We start from the raw sequence: 16,586 nt of genomic DNA, 5'->3' as shown, positions 1-16,586 counted from the left end.
CTATTCCACCGCCGCGCACACCCCCTTACCTGCACGGTCAGGGGTTGACCCGGAAATGCGCGCCCAATAAGGCTGGAGAGCCGCCTCAACAATTAGATTGGCTTTCTCATGGTGGAGAGATTAAGAACCCGAGTTCTCTTCGATCTCAACGACCCGGCGCTCCACCACAATAGATACGCCTATTACCGGCGGCTGCGCGAGACCGATCCCGTCCACCGTTCGCCGTACGGATTCTGGACCCTCACCCGCTACGACGACGTCGACGCGTTCCTGCGGGCGCCCGAGGCGTCGACCGCGATGAACGACGATCCGGCCTTCACCCGCCCGCGCGGCGGGCCCGACAGCCCGGCGATGCGCAGCATGCGGCGCTGGATGCTGGTCAAGGACGGCGCCGAGCACCGCAGGCTGCGGCGGCTCGTGGCCGGCGCGCTGACGCCCAAAGCGGTGGAACGCCTCAAGCCGGAGATCGCCCGCATCATCGACGGGCTCATCGACGACATGGGCGAGGGCGAGGTCGACCTGATCGAACAGCTGGCCACGCCGGTCCCCGTCGCGGTCATCTGCGGCCTGCTCGGCATCCCGGTCGAGGACGCCCCGCAGTGCCTGAAGTGGACGAACGCGATCGCCAACATCATCGACCCGCTGATCACGCCGACGATGCAGGTCGAGATGAACGCGGCCGCGCCGGAGTTCAGCGCCTACATCCGCGCGCAGATGGACCTGCGCAGGGCCGCCCCCCGCGACGACGTGCTGACCATGCTGATGCGCAAGGACGCCGACGGCGAGGGCCTCAGCGACGAAGACGTGATCGCCCAGGTCCTGCTGCTGTTCAACGCGGGCCACGAGACGACGCTCAACGTCATCGGCAACAGCGTGCACGCCCTGCTCACCCACCCCGACCAGCTCGCGTTCCTGCGCGCCGACCCCGACCGGGCGCACGCGAGCTTCGAGGAGCTGGCCCGGTGGAACTCCACCGTGCAGATCATCGTCCGCCACCTGACCGGCGACCTGACCATCGGCGGGCGGCGGATCCCGGCCGGTGACACCGTCATGGCCATCCTCGGCGCGGCGCACCGCGACCCGGCGAAGTTCGCCGACCCCGACCGGCTCGACCTGACCCGCACCGGCGTGAAGTCGCTCGCCTTCGGATCAGGCCCGCACTCCTGCATCGCCGCCATGCTCGGCCGGGTGGAGGTCGGCATGACCCTCGCCGCACTCATGCGCCGTTACGAGACGATCGAACTCGCCTCCGCCGACCTGGAGTGGTTCACCCGGTTCCACTTCGTCCTGGGCCTCAGGCGGCTTCCCCTCCGGGTGCGTTTCCGCCGCTGACTAGAGCCACCCGAGCAACAGCCGCGCCGTCTCGTCCGGCCGCTCGATCGCGGGCAGATGCCCGGCCCAGTCGAGCACCACCAGTTCGGCCGAGGCCAGTCCGTCCGCGATGACCTCGGCGGTCTTCTGGAAGTAGGGCAGATCGTGCGCCCCGGCCACCACGATCGCCGGGGCCGCGATCACCGACAGGTCGATCGGCAGATGCCCGGCCTCCGGCTCCGGATCGGCGGCCAGCTGGAGCTCGAACGCGTTGCGCTGCATCTCGCTCACCGAGGCCCGCTCCCGCTCCCCCGCGGCGGGCCCGACCCAGGTGTCGACATTCAGCCGTACGGCCCCCGCGACGTCCCCCGCCTCGATCAGCGCGCCCTCGGCCTCGGAGAACGCCTTCAGCTCCGGCGTGGCCGGCAACCCCATCCCCGCGTTCAGCAGCACCAGCCGCCCGACGAGATCGGGCCGCGCGGTGGCCAGCTCCAGCGCGATCCGCCCCCCGTGCGAGGCCCCCACGACGACGGCCCCGGCCACGCCCAGCGAATCAAGCACGTCGGCCACGTCGGAGGCGTCGGTGTACGGCTTCTCCGCGGCCCACGGGCTCCGCCCGAACCCCCGGAAGTCCAGCCGCACCACCCGGAACCGAGCCGTCAGCGCCTCCCACATCGGATCCCACATCCGCGCGTCGGCGACACCCGAATGCAGCAGCACGACAGGAGCGCCGGCTCCCGCCTCCTCGAACCAGACACCTGACGACATGACATCTCCAAGAGAAAAGAAGGAAGGGGCGCTCCAGCCCCCGTGGCAGAGCGCCCCAGGCCCATGTTCACCAGCCGGCCCCGGCGGGAGCAAACGATTTAACGTGGCCTAAAGCCTGCCCGGAGGCGACCTTACAAAGTAAGTCTCAACGATACATGGTCGCCATCTCGCGCACCGACTGGGCCATCATCTCGCGCAGATCCGCCGGCCCCAGCACCTCGATCAGCGCTCCCATCCGCAGCAACGTCCACCGCGCCCCGTTGAGTCCTTCCACCGGGATCTCCAGCACGACCCACCCGGGCCGGTCCGGATCGGCCGTCGCCTCCGCCAGCGCGGGGGCCACCCGTTCCTCCCCGATCGTGTACTTCAGCAGCCCCTCACCCCCCGGCGCCAGCCGGATCCGCGCCGTCCCGGTGTACAGGCGGGTCGCGAACTCGGCCGAGAACCGCTCCCAGAACGCCGGCAGATCGAACTCGCCCCGCTCGAACCGCCCCGGCAGCTCCGCCACCGCGAGGATCCGCGACACCCGGTAGGTCCGCATCGACCCGTCGCACTCGGCCGCCAGATACCAGGACCCGCCCTTGAGCACGAGCCCGTACGGCGACACGTCCCGGCACACGTCGGCCGGCCCCCAGCGCCGGTAGGTCAGCCGCAACGGCCGCTGCTCCCACACCGCGGCCGCCACCTCGGCCAGGAAGGGGACGTCCTCCGCACCCCGATGCCAGCCGGGGACGTCGAGCAGGAACCGCTCCCGCATCCGCGCCGCCTGCGACCGGGGCCCCGGCGGCAGCGCCGCCAGCAGCTTGAGCTCGGCCGCGGCGGTGACCTCGGCCAGCCCGAGTTCGGCGGCGGGCCCGGGAAGCCCCGTCAGGAACAGCGACGAGGCTTCGGCCTCGGTCAGCCCGGTGAGCCGGGTCCGATAGCCGTCGAGCAGCTGGTATCCCCCGGCGGGTCCCCGGTCGGCGTAGACCGGCACCCCGGCGGACGACAGCGCCTCCATGTCCCGGTAGACGGTCCGGATCGACACCTCCAGCTCGGCGGACAGTTCCGCCGCCGTCATCCGTCCCCTGGCCTGCAGGAGCAGAAGGAGGGAGAGCAACCGGCTGGCACGCATACGCCCCAGTCTCTCCCATATTGCTCATCGAACAGAAGTCATGTTCAAATGAACACATGGAAAGTGCCGAAAGGCTCAACGCGATCATGAACCAGCTCCGGACCGCCGACAGCGTCACGGTCACCGAGCTGGCCGGCCACCACGGGGTGTCCGAGATGACGATCCGCCGCGACCTCGACGAACTCGCCCAGCAGGGCGTCGTCAGAAGGGTCAGGGGCGGCGCGCTCAGCCTGCTGCTGCGCGGCGAGGAGCCGCCCTACGGCGTCCGGGAACGCGAGGCGGTCGACGCGAAGAAGCGCATCGCGCTGGTCGTCGCCGCGCTCCTGGCCGACGGCGAGGCGGTCGTCTTCGACGGCGGCTCGACCCTGCTGGAGGTGGCCAGAGCCGTCCACGGCCGCAGGCTGACCGTGCTGCCGCTCGCTCTGAGGTGCGCCGACGAACTGGCCACCGCGCCCCGCGTGAAGCTGGTCCTGCCGGGTGGCGAGGTCAGGCCGGTCGAGCTCAACTTCGTCGGCCCCCTCACCGAGGCGTCGCTGAGGGCGCTGCGGTTCGACACGGCCGTCATCGGCTGCTGCGGCCTGTCGGCCAAGCACGGCGTCACCGCCCACGACCTGGAGGACGTCGCGGTCAAGCAGGCCGCCATCGCCTCCGCCCGCCGCGTCATCGTGGCCTGCGACTCCGGCAAGTTCACCCGCACGGCCTTCGGCGCCGTCTGCTCCTACTCCGGCCTCGACGTCGTCGTCACCGACACCGGCATCCCGCCGGAGGAGAAGGACGCCCTCACCGGAGCGGGCGTCACCGTCATCACCGCCTGACACCATCCGGCGCTCCCGACGGCGCGAGCGTCACGCCCGGACCCCACCGCCTGAAAGCAGGCCTCTCCACATGCTGTTGCGCGCCCGATTGGCCGTCTACGGGCTCTTCCTCGTCTCCGGTGTCGCCCTCGGCACCTGGACGTCCCGTATCCCCGCCATCAAATCCGACCTCAACCTGAGTGACGGCCAGCTGAGCCTGGCCCTGCTGGGCATCGCCGCCGGCGCCATCGCCGGCATGCAGGCCGTCGGCCGCCTCGTCGACCGATACGGCTCCCGCCGCGTCATGATCCCCTTCGCCCTGCTCCAGGGGCCCGTGCTGGTCCTGCCCGCCGTCGCGCCGGGGCTGATCGGGCTCGCCGCCGCACTGCTCGCGTTCGGGGTCGTGCACGGCGTCCTGGACGTCTCCATGAACGCCAACGCGGTGATCGTCGAACGCCACTACGCCCGCCCGATCATGTCGTCCTTCCACGCCGTCTTCTCCGTCGGGGGGTTCCTCGGAGCCGCGACCGGCGGCCTGTTCGCCCACGTCGATGCCAGTGTGGCGCTGACGTTCGGCACGGTCGGCGTGTTCATCCTCGTCATCTCGATCGCCTGCGCCCGCATGGCGCTGCCCGACGAGCTCGACCTGTCCCGCGCCCCTGCGCAGCAGACCCCCGGCAAGACCGGCAACTCGATGGCCGGATGGGTGCTGTTCCTGGGCGTGCTGGCCTTCTGCTGCCTGGTCGGCGAGGGGTCGATGGCCGACTGGAGCTCGGTCTACCTGGTCGAGGACCTGCTGACCGACGAGAGCGTCGGCGCCGCCGGATACGCCGCCTTCTCGATCATGATGACCGCCGGGCGCTTCGCCGGAGACCGGCTCGCCGCCTGGCTCGGCCCGGTCCTTCTCGTGCGTTGCTGCGGCACCCTCGCCGGGACCGGCCTGCTGATCGCCCTGCTCATCGGCCACCCCGTGGCCGGGATCATCGGGTTCGGCCTGTTCGGCGCGGGGCTGTCGTGCATCATCCCGCAGGTGTTCTCCGCCGCCGGGCACCGCGACCCGGCCACCAGCGGCCGGGCGCTGGCCCGGGTCGCCAGTCTCGGGTACGCCGGTCTGCTCGCCGGGCCCGTCCTGATCGGCGGCCTGGCCGAACTCACCGGCCTGCCGTTCGCCCTGGGCGTCCCGGCGGTGATGGCCCTGTTCGTGGCGCTCGCGGCGGGCGCGCTCAGAGCAGATCCCAGCCCAGCCGCAGCACCAGCGCCGACACCACAGTCAGCAGAACGACCCTGACGAAACCGGCGCCCCGCTTGAGCGCCATCCGCGCGCCGAGCTGGGCGCCGGCGATGTTCGCCACCCCCATCGCCAGCCCCAGCGCCCACACCACATGCCCCTGAAACGCGAAGACGGTGATGGCGCCGATGTTGGTCCCCATGTTGATGATCTTCGCGGTGGCCGAGGCGCGCACGAAGTCCATCCCGATGACCGACGTGAACGCGATGATCAGAAAGGTGCCGGTGCCAGGCCCGATCAGCCCGTCGTAGAAGGCGATCACCCCGCCCGCCACCAGGACGGCGATCACCACCCGCACCCGGGTCCGCCGCTCCGCGAGGGCGACCGCGCCGAACGAGGGCCGCAGCGCCACGAACGCCGCCACGCCGACCAGCACCACGATGATCAAAGGTTTCAGGAAGGCCGGATCCAGCAGCGCCGCCAGCAGCGCGCCCCCGGCCGCGCTCAGCGTCGCCGCCACCCCGGCCGGGACCGCGAGCCGATCGACACCGGTCCTGCGGGCGTAGGTGTAGGCGGCGCTGGCCGTACCGAGGACCGAAGCGCTCTTGTTGGTGGCCAGGGCCTCGACCGGGCTCAGCCCGGCCAGCAGCAGCGCGGGCAGTTGCAGCAGCCCGCCACCGCCGACCACGGCGTCGACCCACCCGGCCGCCATCGCGGCCAGCAGCAAAAACGCGATCTGTCCCCCCGTCACGAGCGAGAACTATAGACCCGCGTTCGCGACGATCTCCGCGCCGGGCTCAACGCATGGTGACGACCTGCCGCACGGCCTCGCCGGTCTTCAGCCGGTCGAACCCCTCGTTGACCTGATCGAGCGTCAGCCGGTCGGACAGCAGCCGGTCGACGGGCAGCACCCCGGCCTCGTACATGCCGATGAAGCGGGGCACGTCCCGGCGCGGCACACACGACCCCAGATAGCTGCCGCGCAGCGTCTTCTCCTCCGCGACCAGCGACAACGCCGGAATCGTCAACCCGGCCGACGGAGCCGGCAGCCCGACCGTGACGGTGACCCCGCCCGGCGCGGTGGCCGCGTAGGCCTGCGCCAGCACCGCCGCCACCCCGGTCGTGTCGACGACCTTCACCGCTCCCCCACCGGTCAGCTCCCTGACCTCCTCGACCGCGCCTTCTCCCCCCTGTACGACCTGCGAGGCCCCCAGCGACAGCGCGAGGTCCCGTTTTCCCGCCACCAGATCGACCCCGATCAGCGTGGTCACCCCGGCGGCCTTGGCCGCCAGCAGCGCCGACAGCCCGACCCCGCCGAGCCCGAACACCGCCACACTGTCGCGCGGCCCGACATCGGCGGCGTACAGCGCGGCCCCCGCCCCGGTCAGCACCGCGCACCCGAACAGCGCCGCCACCTCGAACGGCAGCTCAGGCGCGACCTTCACCGCCGAGCGAGCCGACACCACGGCGTACTCGGAAAAAGCCGACACCCCCAAGTGGTGGAACACGCCCCCGAGCCGATGGCCGCCCCCGAGCAGGGTCCCCGCCCGGTTCGCCGCCGCACCGGGACCGCAGAGAGCGGGCCGCCCACCTGCACACGCCCCGCACGAGCCACAGGCCGGGACGAAGGTCAGCACCACGTGATCACCGGCCGCGAACCCCGGCTCGCGCGACTCCACGACCACCCCGGCCGCCTCGTGCCCGAGCGCCATCGGCAGCGGCCGGGGACGCGACCCGTCGATCACCGACAGGTCGGAGTGGCACAGCCCCGCCGCGTGGATCTTCACGAGGAGCTCCCCGCCGCCCGGCGGGTCGAGCGTCAGCTCCCTGATCTCCAGGGGCCTGCTCAGGTCGTACGGAAACGATCTTCCAGACTCGACCAGCACGGCCGAACGGACCTTCACGCGACCACCAGCCTCTCCATCGCCGCCCGCATCGGCCCGGACAGAGGCGACGGCCGACGCGTGACCCGATCGACGAACACGTGGGTGAACTCCCCCTCGGCCAGCAGCCGCCCACCTTCGAACAGCCCCAGCTCGTAGCGGACCGAGGAGGTGCCGAGCCGCCCGATCCGCAGACCGACCCTGATCGTCGACGGGTAGGCCGCCTCGGCCTTGTAGGAACAGCGCGACTCGACGCACAGCCCGATGGACGCGCTCTCCAGCGAGGAGAACCCCGCCTCGGTGATCAGCCAGCGGTTGATCACCGAGTCCATCAGCTCGTAGTGGACGACGTTGTTGAGGTGCCCGTAGACGTCGTTGTCCCGCCAGCGGGTCGGCATCTCGTCCCAGTGCGCGTAGTCCATTCAGAGCCCCAGATCCCGGCCGATGATCTCGCGCATGATCTCGCTCGACCCGGCCCAGATGCGGGTCACCCGCGCGTCGGCCCACGCCCGCGCGACCCGGTATTCGCGCATGTAGCCATATCCGCCGAACAGCTGGACACACGCGTCGAGCACCCGCCCCTGCACCTCCGACGACCAAAGTTTGGCCTTCGCCGCCTCCACCGCCGTCAGTTCCCGCGCGGCGTGGGCGGCGACGCACTGGTCGACGTAGGCGCGGGTCACCTCCAGCTCGGTGACCAGGTCGGCGAGGGTGAACTTGTTGTACTGGAACGACCCCACCGCCTGCCCGAACGCCCGCCGCTCCTTCACATAGGCGAGCGTCTCCTGCAGCGCCGACCAGGCGTGGGCGAGGTTGGCGACGGCCGCGCCGAGCCGTTCCTGCGGCAGCCGCTCCATCATCGCGACGAACCCGCCGTCGACCGCCCCGATCACGTTCCCGGCCGGAACCCGGACATCGCGGAAGAACAGCTCGGCGGTGTCGGCCTCGTGCTGGCCCATCTTGTCGAGCTTGCGTCCGCGTTCGAACCCGGGCATCCCCGCCTCGACCCCGAACAGCGTGATGCCCTTCTTGCCGGGGCTGGTGCGGGCCGCCACGATCACCAGCCCGGCCTGACAGCCGTTGGTGATGAAGGTCTTGGACCCGTTGAGAACCCAGTGATCTCCCTCCTGTACGGCACTCGTCGTCAACGCCGCCAGGTCGGAACCGCCCCCGGGCTCGGTCATCCCGATCGCGGTGACCGTCTCGCCGGAGCAGAAGCCGGGCAGCCACCTCTTCTTCTGCTCGTCGGTGGTGAGGTCGACCAGGTAGGGCGCGACGATGTCGAAGTGGATGCCGAACCCCGAGGCGAGCGCCATGCCGTGGGCGGCCAGTTCCTCGTGCAGGACGGCGTTGAACCGGTAGTCACCGGCGGCCGAACCGCCGTACTCCTCGGGGATCTCCAGCCCGAGCAGCCCCTGACGCCCCGCCTCACGCCACACCTGTGACCCGATGAGCCGCTGCTGCGCGAACGCCTCGGCGTGGGGGTCGACCTCGCGGGTGACGAACTCCCTGACCGACTCCCGGAACCTCTCGTGGTCCGCCGAATAGACCGTCCGCCGCATGGCACCCTCCTGGTAAGCGATCGCTTAGCAGCGTAGCGCCCGGACCATCTGCAGGGCCAGATGGGCGTACAGCGCCCCGACGTCCTCGGGGGTGTCCGCCCCGCCGGGCCGGTACCAGCGGGAGACGTCGACGCACATCGACACGATCGCGCGGGTGGTGCCGGCGACGTCGGCCACCTCGAAGACCCCCGCGGCGACGCCCTTCTCCACTTCGGCCCGGAACAGCGCGTCGACCCGGCGGCGTTCCTCACGGACCCTCGCCCAGTCCTCCGGGGTGAGCGCACCGAGCTCGTTCTGAACCACCCGGCATCCGCGCTGGTGGGCGGCGTGAAACCGGGCCAGCGCGTAGACCAGGGCCCTGAGCCGGGCCGGAGAGCCCTCCGCCCGCGCCAGTGATCCGGTCACCACCTGGTGGGCCGCCTCGTGGACGATCAGCACGATCCGGGCCAGCAGTTCGGCCTTGGAGGGGAAGTGGACGTACATCGCCCCCGGGCTCAGCGCGGCCGCCGTGGCGATGTCACGGGTCGAGGCGCCACCGAAACCGCGCTCGGCGAACAGGTCGACCGCGCCGGCCACCAGGCGGCGAGCGGCCGGAGGTTCGACCGTGTCCCACAGTTCCATGACCGGCAGACTACTAAGCGTTCGCTCAGATCGCGTCGCCGGGATCGTCCTGCCCGGGGATCGGCGTCGGGCTGCCGCCCCCGCTCGGGCCGGGCGAGGGCGACGGCTGGGTCGGCTCCGACTGCTCGGGCACCGGCGGCGGGGTCGGGATGAACACCGTCGGCGGCAGCGGCTGGGCCGGCTCCACCTCGCCGTCACCCCGGAACAGGAACAGCCACACCATCACCATGAGCAGCAGCACCAGCAGGGCCAGCGCCGCCGAGGCCAGCGCCACCTGACGCGGCGTCGCCGTGGGCGGCGGGGCCGGCGGAGGCGGTGCGGGCAGCGCCGGATTGCGGTCGCCCAGCCAGTAGGGCACGAAGTCGGGACCGAGCCGGTCGCCGATCAGCATCCCGGACACCATGACCGGTTCGAGGAACTTCTCGGCCCCCGGCCCGCCCGGCAGATAAGGAGTGGCCGCCCACGGCGCCTCGCCACCATCCCAGGCCACCACATAAGGGACGGCGGGGTTGGCGCGGCGTACCCGCGAAAGCAGCCCGCGGACGCCCGTCCGGGCCGCCTCGGCGTCTTTGATGCCGGTCACGAACCGGTCCCTGGCCGCCGCGTCCAGCGCCGCGCCCCGGGTCAGCACGACCACCGAAACCGCACGTCCGTCGGGTGCCTGCCCCAGGTAGACCAGACCCGCCGGGGCCGACTGCAGGCGTGCCTGCAGCACGAACGGACCCAGTCGCGGCGGGTCGCCATACTGGAGAGGAGTGGCCACACCCCATCAAAACACACAGGGTGTTTCCGGCGATCGCAACGGGCAGGGTGAGACCATGGTCTTTCCCGCCAAGTCACGATTGAATAACACGCATGATGGTTGCTGATGAAGGGCCGGGCACGTCCGTCGTCCCGGCGAAGATGTCCGCAGGTGGCGGCGCCTCCACCGATGCCGACATGGGCGCGCTGCGCGACGCCCTGGCGGAGGTCCGGCGGGTCATCGTGGGGCAGGACCACATGGTCGAGCGGCTCCTGGTCGCGTTGCTGGCGCGCGGGCACTGCCTGCTGGAGGGCGTCCCGGGCGTGGCCAAGACGCTGGCCGCCTCGACGCTGGCCACCGTCGTGGGCGGCACGTTCGCGCGCATCCAGTTCACGCCCGACCTGGTTCCCAGCGACATCGTCGGCACCCGCGTCTACCACCCGGGCACCGAGCGCTTCGACGTCGAGCTCGGGCCGGTTTTCGTGAACTTCCTGCTCGCCGACGAGATCAACCGCGCCCCGGCGAAGGTGCAGTCGGCCCTGCTGGAGGTCATGGCCGAGCGCCAGGTCTCGCTCGCCGGCGTGACCCATCCGCTGCCGCGCCCGTTCATCGTGCTGGCCACCCAGAACCCGATCGAGTCGGAAGGCGTCTACCCGCTGCCCGAGGTGCAGCGCGACCGGTTCCTGTTCAAGGTCCGCGTCGAGCACCCCAGCGCCCACGAGGAGCTGGAGATCCTGCACCGCATGAGCGTGACCCCGCCGACGCCCGAACCGATCCTCGACGCGCCGCGCCTGCTCGCGCTGCAGAGGTCGGCCGAGGCCGTGTCGGTCCACCAGCTTGTCGCCGACTACGTCGTGCGCCTGGTGATGGCGACGCGGACGCCCGCCGACTACGGGCTGCGCGACCTGGAGGAGACCATCGAGATCGGGGTCAGCCCCCGCGCCACCCTGGGCCTGGTCGCCGCCGGGCGCGCGCTGGCGCTGCTGCGCGGCCGCGACTACCTGCTGCCCGACGACATCCGCGACGTCGCCGTCGACGTGATGTCCCACCGGCTGATGCTGACCTTCGACGCGCTGGCCGACGGGGTCGAGCCCGAAGACGTCGTCCGCCAGGTCCTGGCCTCGGTGCCGCCGCCTCTCGTGGTCTGGAATCAGGGCCAGCGGTGAAGGGCGCCGACTCCGCGCTGCGCAAGCTGGAGCTGACCGTCGTGCGCAAGCTCGACGGTCTCCTCCAGGGCGGCCACCTGGGCCTGCTGCCCGGCCCCGGCAGCGAGTTCGGCGACACCCGCGTCTACGTCCCCGGAGAAGACGACACGCGGCGGATGGACTGGAACGTCACCGCCCGCACCACCGTCCCGCACGTGCGGGACCTGGTCTCCGACCGTGAACTGGAGACGTGGGCGCTGGTCGACCTGACCGCCAGCATGGACTTCGGCACCGCCGACATGGACAAGCGCACCCTGGTCATCCACGCCGTCGGCGCGCTCGGCTTCCTGTCGAGCCGGGTGGGCGACCGGTTCGGCGCCTACGTGCTGCACGGGGAAGAGGTGCACCGCTACCCGGCCAGACCCGGCCGCGCCAACCTGTTCGGGCTGCTCCAGTCGCTCACCGACGCGCCGCGCTCCCAGGGGAGCAGCAGCCTGGGCGGCGCCGTCGAGATGCTCGCCGCCGCCCACCGCCGCCGGGGCATGCGCGTCATCGTGTCCGACTTCCTCGACGACCCCGACGACTGGGAACGGCCCATCCGCCGGCTGGCCGCCCGCCAGCAGGTGCTGGCCATCGAGGTCATCGACCCACGCGAAATGGAGCTGCCCGACGTCGGCCAGATCACCCTGCTCGACCCGGAGACCGGCCGCCATCGCGACATCCACCTGACCCGCCGCATCCGCGAGCGCTACGCCGAGGCCGCCGTGGAGCAGCGGGAGAACAACCGGTCCGCGCTGCGCCGGGCCGGCGCCGCCCACCTCGTCCTGCATACCGACCGCGACTGGATGACCGACATCGCCCAGTTCGTACTCCGGCAGCGCCGAACCGCCCATTTGATGGCCCGGAGGGCCCGCGCATGATCTTCCTGTCCCCCGCGTGGCTCTGGCTGTTCGCCGCGCTGGTCGCACTGGCCGTCTTCTACGTGGTCATGCAGTACATCCGGCGCCGCTACGCGGTCCGCTTCACCAACCTGGCGCTGCTGTCGCTGGTCGCGCCCGAGCGCCCCGGCTGGCGCCGGCACCTGACGGCGGGGCTGTTCCTGGCCATGATGAGCCTGCTGGTGCTGGGCGCCGCCCGGCCCGCCGACGAGGTCCGCGTGCCACGTGACCGCGCCACCATCATGATCGCCGTCGACATCTCGCTGTCGATGGAGGCCGCCGACGTCGCCCCCACCCGGATGGTCGCCGCCCGCCAGGCCGCCGAACGGTTCGTCCAGGACCTGCCCGAGCGCTTCAACGTCGGCGTCGTCTCCTTCGCCCGCTCGGCCGCCGTCGCGATCCCGCCGACCACCGACCACGCGGCGGTGGTCAACACGATCAGGAGCCTCACCACGCGCCCCGGCACCGCGATCGGCGAGGCCGTCTTCAACTCGCTCGACGCGATCCGCTCCTTCGACCAGCAGGCCGTCACCGACCCACCGCCGTCGGCGATCGTGCTGCTGTCCGACGGCGACAACACCTCGGGCCGGTCGGTCAACGAGGCCGTCGAGGCCGCCGCCGGCGGCAAGGTCCCGGTCTCCACGATCGCCTACGGCACACCCGAGGGCACCGTCGCCATCGACGGCCGCAGCGTCCAGGTGCCGGTCAACAAGCAGACCCTCCAGTCGCTCGCCGACGGCACCAACGGCCGCGCCTACACCGCCGAGTCCGGCGACGAGCTGCGCGACGTCTACGCCCAGATCGGCACCAGCCTGGGCTACCGGGTCGTCCACCAGGAGATCACCCAGCGGTTCATCATCGCCGCCGTCATCGCCGGGTTGCTGGTCGCGGCCTCGGCCATGGTGCTCGGCACCCGCATCCCCTGAAAGCTCGGGTAACGTTCCTGGCCGTGCACTACTTCGACGAACGGCCGCAGGCCGAGAGCCGCCCCGCCACGGTCACCCTGGTGCTGCCCGACATGCACCTGCGGCTCGAGACCGACCGGGGCGTGTTCTCCCCCGACCGCGTCGACACCGGCACCAAGATCCTGCTGGAGTCCGTGCCGCCCCCGCCCCCCGCCGGCGACCTGCTCGATCTGGGCTGCGGCTACGGGCCGATCGCGCTCACGATGGCGACCCGCTCGCCGCAGGCGAGCGTCTGGGCCGTGGACGTCAACCGGCGGTCACTGGAGCTCACCGAGCGCAACGCCGCGACCGCCCGCCTTGACAAAGTAAGGTGCGTACACGCCGACGAGATGCCGGGCGACGTGAAGTTCGCCGCGATCTGGTCGAACCCGGCCATCCGCATCGGCAAACCCGCTCTCCACGCCATGCTCACCCGCTGGCTCGACCGGCTCCTCCCCGACGGGGCCGCCTACCTGGTCGTCCAGAAACACCTCGGTTCCGACTCCCTGCAGAAGTGGCTCACCGAGCAGGGCTACGGAACCACCCGCCTCGCCGCCCGCGCCGCCTACCGCATCCTGAAAGTGACGCCTCGATGACCACCCCGAACCCGCGCCGCCAGCTTCGCCCGACCGACGTCAAGCGGCTCAACCGCACCTGGCGCCGCAACACGGCCGGCCGCCTCGGGATGGTCGTCGAATCGGTCACCGGGCCCTTCAACATCGGTTCCATCTTCCGTACGGCCGCCGCGTTCGGCGTCGACGTCATCTGGCTGGCCGGCAACGCGACCCCGCCGACCAACCCCAAGGCGCAGAAGACCGCGCTCGGCACCGACCGGCTGGTCGAATGGCACGAACCGGTCCCGGCCGCCCAGGCGATGAAGGCCGCCAAGGAAGACGGCTTCACGCTCGTGGCGATCGAGCTCACCGGCGACGCCGTCCCGCTCCACGAGGCACAACTGACCGGCGACGTGTGCCTGGTGGTCGGGAGCGAAGACCACGGCTGCTCCCCCGCCGTCCTGGAGGCCGCCGACGCGGTCGCCTACATCCCGCAGGTCGGACGCGTGGGCTCCTTCAACGTCTCGGTCGCCGCGGCCATCGCCCTGGCCGAGGCGCGCCGCCAGGAGTGGGCCGCCCTCTAGCGTTCACCCGTCCTTGCTGGAACGGGGCCCTCACACCGGGCATACTCACGCTCGTGCAGCGACGGTACGCCTTCCTCGATCATCCCGGGCCCCTGGCGTTCGCCCATCGGGGCGGCGCCTCCGAGGGCCGCGAGAACACCATGGCCGCCTTCGAGCGGGCCGTCGCGATGGGCTACTCCTATCTGGAGACCGACGTGCACGCCACCGCCGACGGGACGCTGGTGGCCTTCCACGATCACACCCTCGACCGGGTCACCGACCGGCGGGGGCGGATCTCCAAGCTGCCCTACCGCGAGGTGGCCAAGGCCCGCATCGGCGGGGTCGACGAGATCCCGCTCCTGGAGGACCTGCTCGGCGCCTGGCCCGACGTGAAGGTCAACATCGACGTGAAGGAGTCGCCGGCGATCGTGCCGCTGGCGCGGGTGCTGCGGCGTACCGGAGCATCCGACCGGGTCTGCCTGACCTCTTTCTCCGACATGCGGCTGGCGCAGGCCCGGCGGGCCTGCGGGCCGCAGGTGTGCTCGGCGATGGGACCCCGGGCGATCGCGGCGCTGCGCACCGCCTCGGCCCAGGGTGGCTACGGGCGGCTGCTGGCCGGGCTGGCCCGTTCGGGCGTCCCCTGCGCCCAGGTGCCCGTCGGGTGGCGCGGGCTGCGCGTGGTCACCCCGGCGTTCGTCGCCACCGCCCACTCGATCGGCATGCAGGTGCACGTGTGGACGATCGACGACCGCCCCACCATGGAACGCCTGCTCGACCTCGGGGTCGACGGGATCATGACCGACAACATCACCGGGCTGCGCGAGGTGCTGACCGCGCGCGGCCAGTGGCCCACCCCTTGAGGCAGATTCCCAGCGCGAGCCACGGTCGGCCCACGGCCGCCCGCGTCTCGCTTTGCCCTCCTGAGAGCGAGTAGCAATGACTTCCCCCCAGGTCATCGACGAGAGCCCGGCGGCCAGAGCCCGCGAGCAAAAGGGCTGGTACTGGTACGACTGGGCCAACTCGGCCTTCCCGACCACGGTCATGACCGTGTTCCTGGGCCCCTACCTGATCGACATCGCGAAGACCGCGGCGAACGGGGCGCAGTTCGTCGACGTGATCGGGTTCGACGTGCGGCCCTCGGCCTACTTCTCGTTCGTGGTGGGTGTGGCGGCGGTCTTCCAGATCGCCGTCATGCTGATCGCCGGAGCGATCGCCGACCACACCGGGCGCAAGAAAGAGATCATGGGGTTCTTCGCCTACCTGGGGTCGGCGGCCACCCTTCTCATGTGGTTCGTCGCCGACGGGGCGTACATCCTGGGCGGGGTGCTGTTCATCATCGGCCAGACCAGCTTCGCGGCGGCATTCGTCGTCTACAACTCGTTCCTGCCGCAGATCTCCACACCCGAGGAACGCGACCGGGTGTCGGCGCGCGGGTGGGGGTTCGGCTACCTGGGCGGCGGGCTGCTGCTGGTGGTCAACCTGGGGCTGTTCCTCAACGCCGAGGCGCTCGGCATGGAGACCAGCACGGCGGTGCGCCTCGCGCTGGCCTCGGCGGGTCTGTGGTGGGGCGGGTTCACGATCATCCCGCTGCTGCGGCTGCGCAACCGGCGCGGTGAGGCGGCCGCCGACGAGGGCGCCGGCCGGGCCGTCGTGCTCAGCGTGCGGCAGCTCGGGCTCACCATCCGCGACCTGGTCACCCGTTATCCGCTGACGCTGGTCTTCCTGCTCGCCTACATCGCCTACAACGACGGCGTGCAGACGGTCATCTCGTTCTCGGCGACCTACGCCGACCAGGAACTGCGCCTCGACGAGACCACCCGCATCGGCGCCATCCTGATGGTCCAGTTCGTCGCGTTCTTCGGGGCGATCCTGCTGGGCCGGGTCGCGGTGCGGGTCGGCACCCGCAAGACGATCCTGTGGTCGCTGGTCGCCTGGTGCGGCGTCGTGGCGGCCGCCTACTTCGTGCCGCCGGAGCAGCCGCTGCTGTTCTTCGCCCTCGGGTTCGCCATCGCGATCGTGATGGGGGGAACACAAGCCCTGTCGCGGTCGTTGTTCTCCCACGTGATCCCGAAGGGGCGGGAAGCGGAGTATTTCAGCCTCTACGAGATCAGTGACAAGGGTGCGACACTCATCGGATCCTTCACCCTGGGCCTGGCTCTGCAGCTGACCGACAGCTACCGGTACGGCATCGTCTCGCTGGTGATCTTCTTCGTGATCGGCGGGGTGCTGCTCGCTTCGGTGAACCTGCCAAAGGCGATCAGAGCCGCGGGCAACGACGTGCCAGAACGGATTTGACGGCGAATCGGTTCATGAGCGCCGGAAAAAGCGCGATTGGATCACGTCTTGGGTGGGAATCCACACACGGTATCAGGCGTTGTACCCGGTGGAGACCAACCCCTCTATAGCTGTCGTCGTATAG

General features: G+C 71.0%; 18 protein-coding genes. 10 read left to right on the top strand and 8 right to left on the bottom strand.

What is annotated here, in order from left to right; genetic code table 11:
* The first annotated feature begins 108 nt into the window (after window positions 1-108).
* Entirely contained in the window at window positions 109-1,332 is a 1,224-nt protein-coding gene (locus AW272_RS22425) for a cytochrome P450 (protein ID WP_066368497.1), read from the top strand.
* Here AW272_RS22425 and AW272_RS22420 read toward each other — a convergent pair whose 3' ends face one another.
* Together AW272_RS22420 and AW272_RS22415 are read right to left on the bottom strand one after the other, a co-directional pair.
* A complete protein-coding gene (locus AW272_RS22420; protein WP_066368495.1) occupies window positions 1,333-2,079 on the bottom strand; it encodes an alpha/beta fold hydrolase in 747 nt (248 codons plus the stop codon).
* A 145-nt stretch (window positions 2,080-2,224) separates the two neighbouring features.
* The gene (locus tag AW272_RS22415) at window positions 2,225-3,193 is read right to left on the bottom strand and encodes a helix-turn-helix transcriptional regulator (protein WP_066368493.1); all 969 of its coding nucleotides are present in this window, start codon (window positions 3,191-3,193) and stop codon (window positions 2,225-2,227) included.
* A gap of 56 nt (window positions 3,194-3,249) precedes the next feature.
* On the opposite strand from AW272_RS22415, the gene AW272_RS22410 reads away from it, so the two are divergent.
* Together AW272_RS22410 and AW272_RS22405 are read left to right on the top strand one after the other, a co-directional pair.
* Window positions 3,250-4,008 carry a DeoR/GlpR family DNA-binding transcription regulator gene (locus AW272_RS22410; RefSeq protein ID WP_066368491.1) on the top strand — a complete coding sequence of 253 codons (759 nt, stop codon included), beginning with the start codon at window positions 3,250-3,252 and terminating at the stop codon, window positions 4,006-4,008.
* Between the two features lie 70 nt (window positions 4,009-4,078).
* Window positions 4,079-5,275 (top strand): MFS transporter, encoded by a 1,197-nt coding sequence (locus AW272_RS22405; protein ID WP_066368488.1) that lies wholly within the window; start codon window positions 4,079-4,081, stop codon window positions 5,273-5,275.
* Here AW272_RS22405 and AW272_RS22400 read toward each other — a convergent pair.
* From AW272_RS22400 to AW272_RS22375, 6 genes are all read right to left on the bottom strand, one after another.
* Window positions 5,211-5,927, bottom strand: coding sequence for a TSUP family transporter (locus AW272_RS22400; protein WP_066368669.1), 717 nt, complete (start codon window positions 5,925-5,927; stop codon window positions 5,211-5,213). The genes AW272_RS22405 and AW272_RS22400 overlap by 65 nt on opposite strands.
* An 85-nt stretch (window positions 5,928-6,012) precedes the next feature.
* On the bottom strand, window positions 6,013-7,119 hold the full coding sequence (locus AW272_RS22395) for a zinc-binding dehydrogenase (protein WP_066368486.1): 1,107 nt from the start codon (window positions 7,117-7,119) through the stop codon (window positions 6,013-6,015).
* Window positions 7,116-7,520 carry an acyl-CoA thioesterase gene (locus AW272_RS22390; RefSeq protein ID WP_066368484.1) on the bottom strand — a complete coding sequence of 135 codons (405 nt, stop codon included), beginning with the start codon at window positions 7,518-7,520 and terminating at the stop codon, window positions 7,116-7,118. The genes AW272_RS22395 and AW272_RS22390 overlap by 4 nt, the downstream gene beginning before the upstream one ends.
* The gene (locus tag AW272_RS22385) at window positions 7,521-8,660 is read right to left on the bottom strand and encodes an acyl-CoA dehydrogenase family protein (RefSeq protein ID WP_066368482.1); all 1,140 of its coding nucleotides are present in this window, start codon (window positions 8,658-8,660) and stop codon (window positions 7,521-7,523) included. It abuts the gene before it with no gap.
* A gap of 24 nt (window positions 8,661-8,684) precedes the next feature.
* Window positions 8,685-9,281 (bottom strand): TetR/AcrR family transcriptional regulator, encoded by a 597-nt coding sequence (locus AW272_RS22380; protein WP_066368477.1) that lies wholly within the window; start codon window positions 9,279-9,281, stop codon window positions 8,685-8,687.
* Between the two features lie 25 nt (window positions 9,282-9,306).
* The gene (locus AW272_RS22375; RefSeq protein WP_066368667.1) at window positions 9,307-9,996 is read right to left on the bottom strand and encodes a hypothetical protein; all 690 of its coding nucleotides are present in this window, start codon (window positions 9,994-9,996) and stop codon (window positions 9,307-9,309) included.
* Window positions 9,997-10,184: 188 nt separating this feature from the next.
* On the opposite strand from AW272_RS22375, the gene AW272_RS22370 reads away from it, so the two are divergent.
* The 7 genes from AW272_RS22370 (at window position 10,185) to AW272_RS22340 (ending at window position 16,462) form a co-directional block, all read left to right on the top strand.
* Window positions 10,185-11,189, top strand: a complete 1,005-nt coding sequence (locus AW272_RS22370) for an AAA family ATPase (protein WP_066368475.1) — start codon at window positions 10,185-10,187, stop codon at window positions 11,187-11,189.
* Window positions 11,186-12,088, top strand: a complete 903-nt coding sequence (locus tag AW272_RS22365; protein ID WP_245657673.1) for a DUF58 domain-containing protein — start codon at window positions 11,186-11,188, stop codon at window positions 12,086-12,088. Before AW272_RS22370 ends, AW272_RS22365 begins: the two co-directional genes overlap by 4 nt.
* Entirely contained in the window at window positions 12,085-13,032 is a 948-nt protein-coding gene (locus AW272_RS22360) for a VWA domain-containing protein (RefSeq protein WP_066368470.1), read from the top strand. The genes AW272_RS22365 and AW272_RS22360 overlap by 4 nt, the downstream gene beginning before the upstream one ends.
* A gap of 17 nt (window positions 13,033-13,049) precedes the next feature.
* Window positions 13,050-13,646, top strand: coding sequence for a class I SAM-dependent methyltransferase (locus tag AW272_RS22355; protein ID WP_066368469.1), 597 nt, complete (start codon window positions 13,050-13,052; stop codon window positions 13,644-13,646).
* Window positions 13,643-14,188 carry a TrmH family RNA methyltransferase gene (locus AW272_RS22350; protein ID WP_066368467.1) on the top strand — a complete coding sequence of 182 codons (546 nt, stop codon included), beginning with the start codon at window positions 13,643-13,645 and terminating at the stop codon, window positions 14,186-14,188. Before AW272_RS22355 ends, AW272_RS22350 begins: the two co-directional genes overlap by 4 nt.
* Window positions 14,189-14,241: 53 nt before the next feature.
* The gene (locus tag AW272_RS22345) at window positions 14,242-15,027 is read left to right on the top strand and encodes a glycerophosphodiester phosphodiesterase family protein (protein ID WP_066368465.1); all 786 of its coding nucleotides are present in this window, start codon (window positions 14,242-14,244) and stop codon (window positions 15,025-15,027) included.
* Window positions 15,028-15,103: 76 nt separating this feature from the next.
* Complete coding sequence (locus AW272_RS22340; protein WP_066368464.1) at window positions 15,104-16,462, top strand: MFS transporter; 1,359 nt, start codon at window positions 15,104-15,106, stop codon at window positions 16,460-16,462.
* Window positions 16,463-16,586: the final 124 nt, after the last annotated feature.

This window comes from Herbidospora mongoliensis, from assembly GCF_001570545.1.
GTDB lineage: Bacteria > Actinomycetota > Actinomycetes > Streptosporangiales > Streptosporangiaceae > Herbidospora > Herbidospora mongoliensis.
Note: the sequence above shows the minus strand (reverse complement) of the source record. Positions and strands in the feature narration are given on the sequence as shown.

Coding starts and splice junctions, on each gene's coding strand:
- AW272_RS22380 (WP_066368477.1), bottom strand. CDS start 9,281: ATGGAACTGTGGGACACGGTCGAACCTCCGGCCGCTCGCCGCCTGGTG.
- AW272_RS22385 (WP_066368482.1), bottom strand. CDS start 8,660: ATGCGGCGGACGGTCTATTCGGCGGACCACGAGAGGTTCCGGGAGTCG.
- AW272_RS22415 (WP_066368493.1), bottom strand. CDS start 3,193: ATGCGTGCCAGCCGGTTGCTCTCCCTCCTTCTGCTCCTGCAGGCCAGG.
- AW272_RS22410 (WP_066368491.1), top strand. CDS start 3,250: ATGGAAAGTGCCGAAAGGCTCAACGCGATCATGAACCAGCTCCGGACC.
- AW272_RS22420 (WP_066368495.1), bottom strand. CDS start 2,079: ATGTCGTCAGGTGTCTGGTTCGAGGAGGCGGGAGCCGGCGCTCCTGTC.
- AW272_RS22390 (WP_066368484.1), bottom strand. CDS start 7,520: ATGGACTACGCGCACTGGGACGAGATGCCGACCCGCTGGCGGGACAAC.
- AW272_RS22405 (WP_066368488.1), top strand. CDS start 4,079: ATGCTGTTGCGCGCCCGATTGGCCGTCTACGGGCTCTTCCTCGTCTCC.
- AW272_RS22350 (WP_066368467.1), top strand. CDS start 13,643: ATGACCACCCCGAACCCGCGCCGCCAGCTTCGCCCGACCGACGTCAAG.
- AW272_RS22370 (WP_066368475.1), top strand. CDS start 10,185: ATGTCCGCAGGTGGCGGCGCCTCCACCGATGCCGACATGGGCGCGCTG.
- AW272_RS22425 (WP_066368497.1), top strand. CDS start 109: ATGGTGGAGAGATTAAGAACCCGAGTTCTCTTCGATCTCAACGACCCG.
- AW272_RS22400 (WP_066368669.1), bottom strand. CDS start 5,927: ATGGCGGCCGGGTGGGTCGACGCCGTGGTCGGCGGTGGCGGGCTGCTG.
- AW272_RS22360 (WP_066368470.1), top strand. CDS start 12,085: ATGATCTTCCTGTCCCCCGCGTGGCTCTGGCTGTTCGCCGCGCTGGTC.
- AW272_RS22340 (WP_066368464.1), top strand. CDS start 15,104: ATGACTTCCCCCCAGGTCATCGACGAGAGCCCGGCGGCCAGAGCCCGC.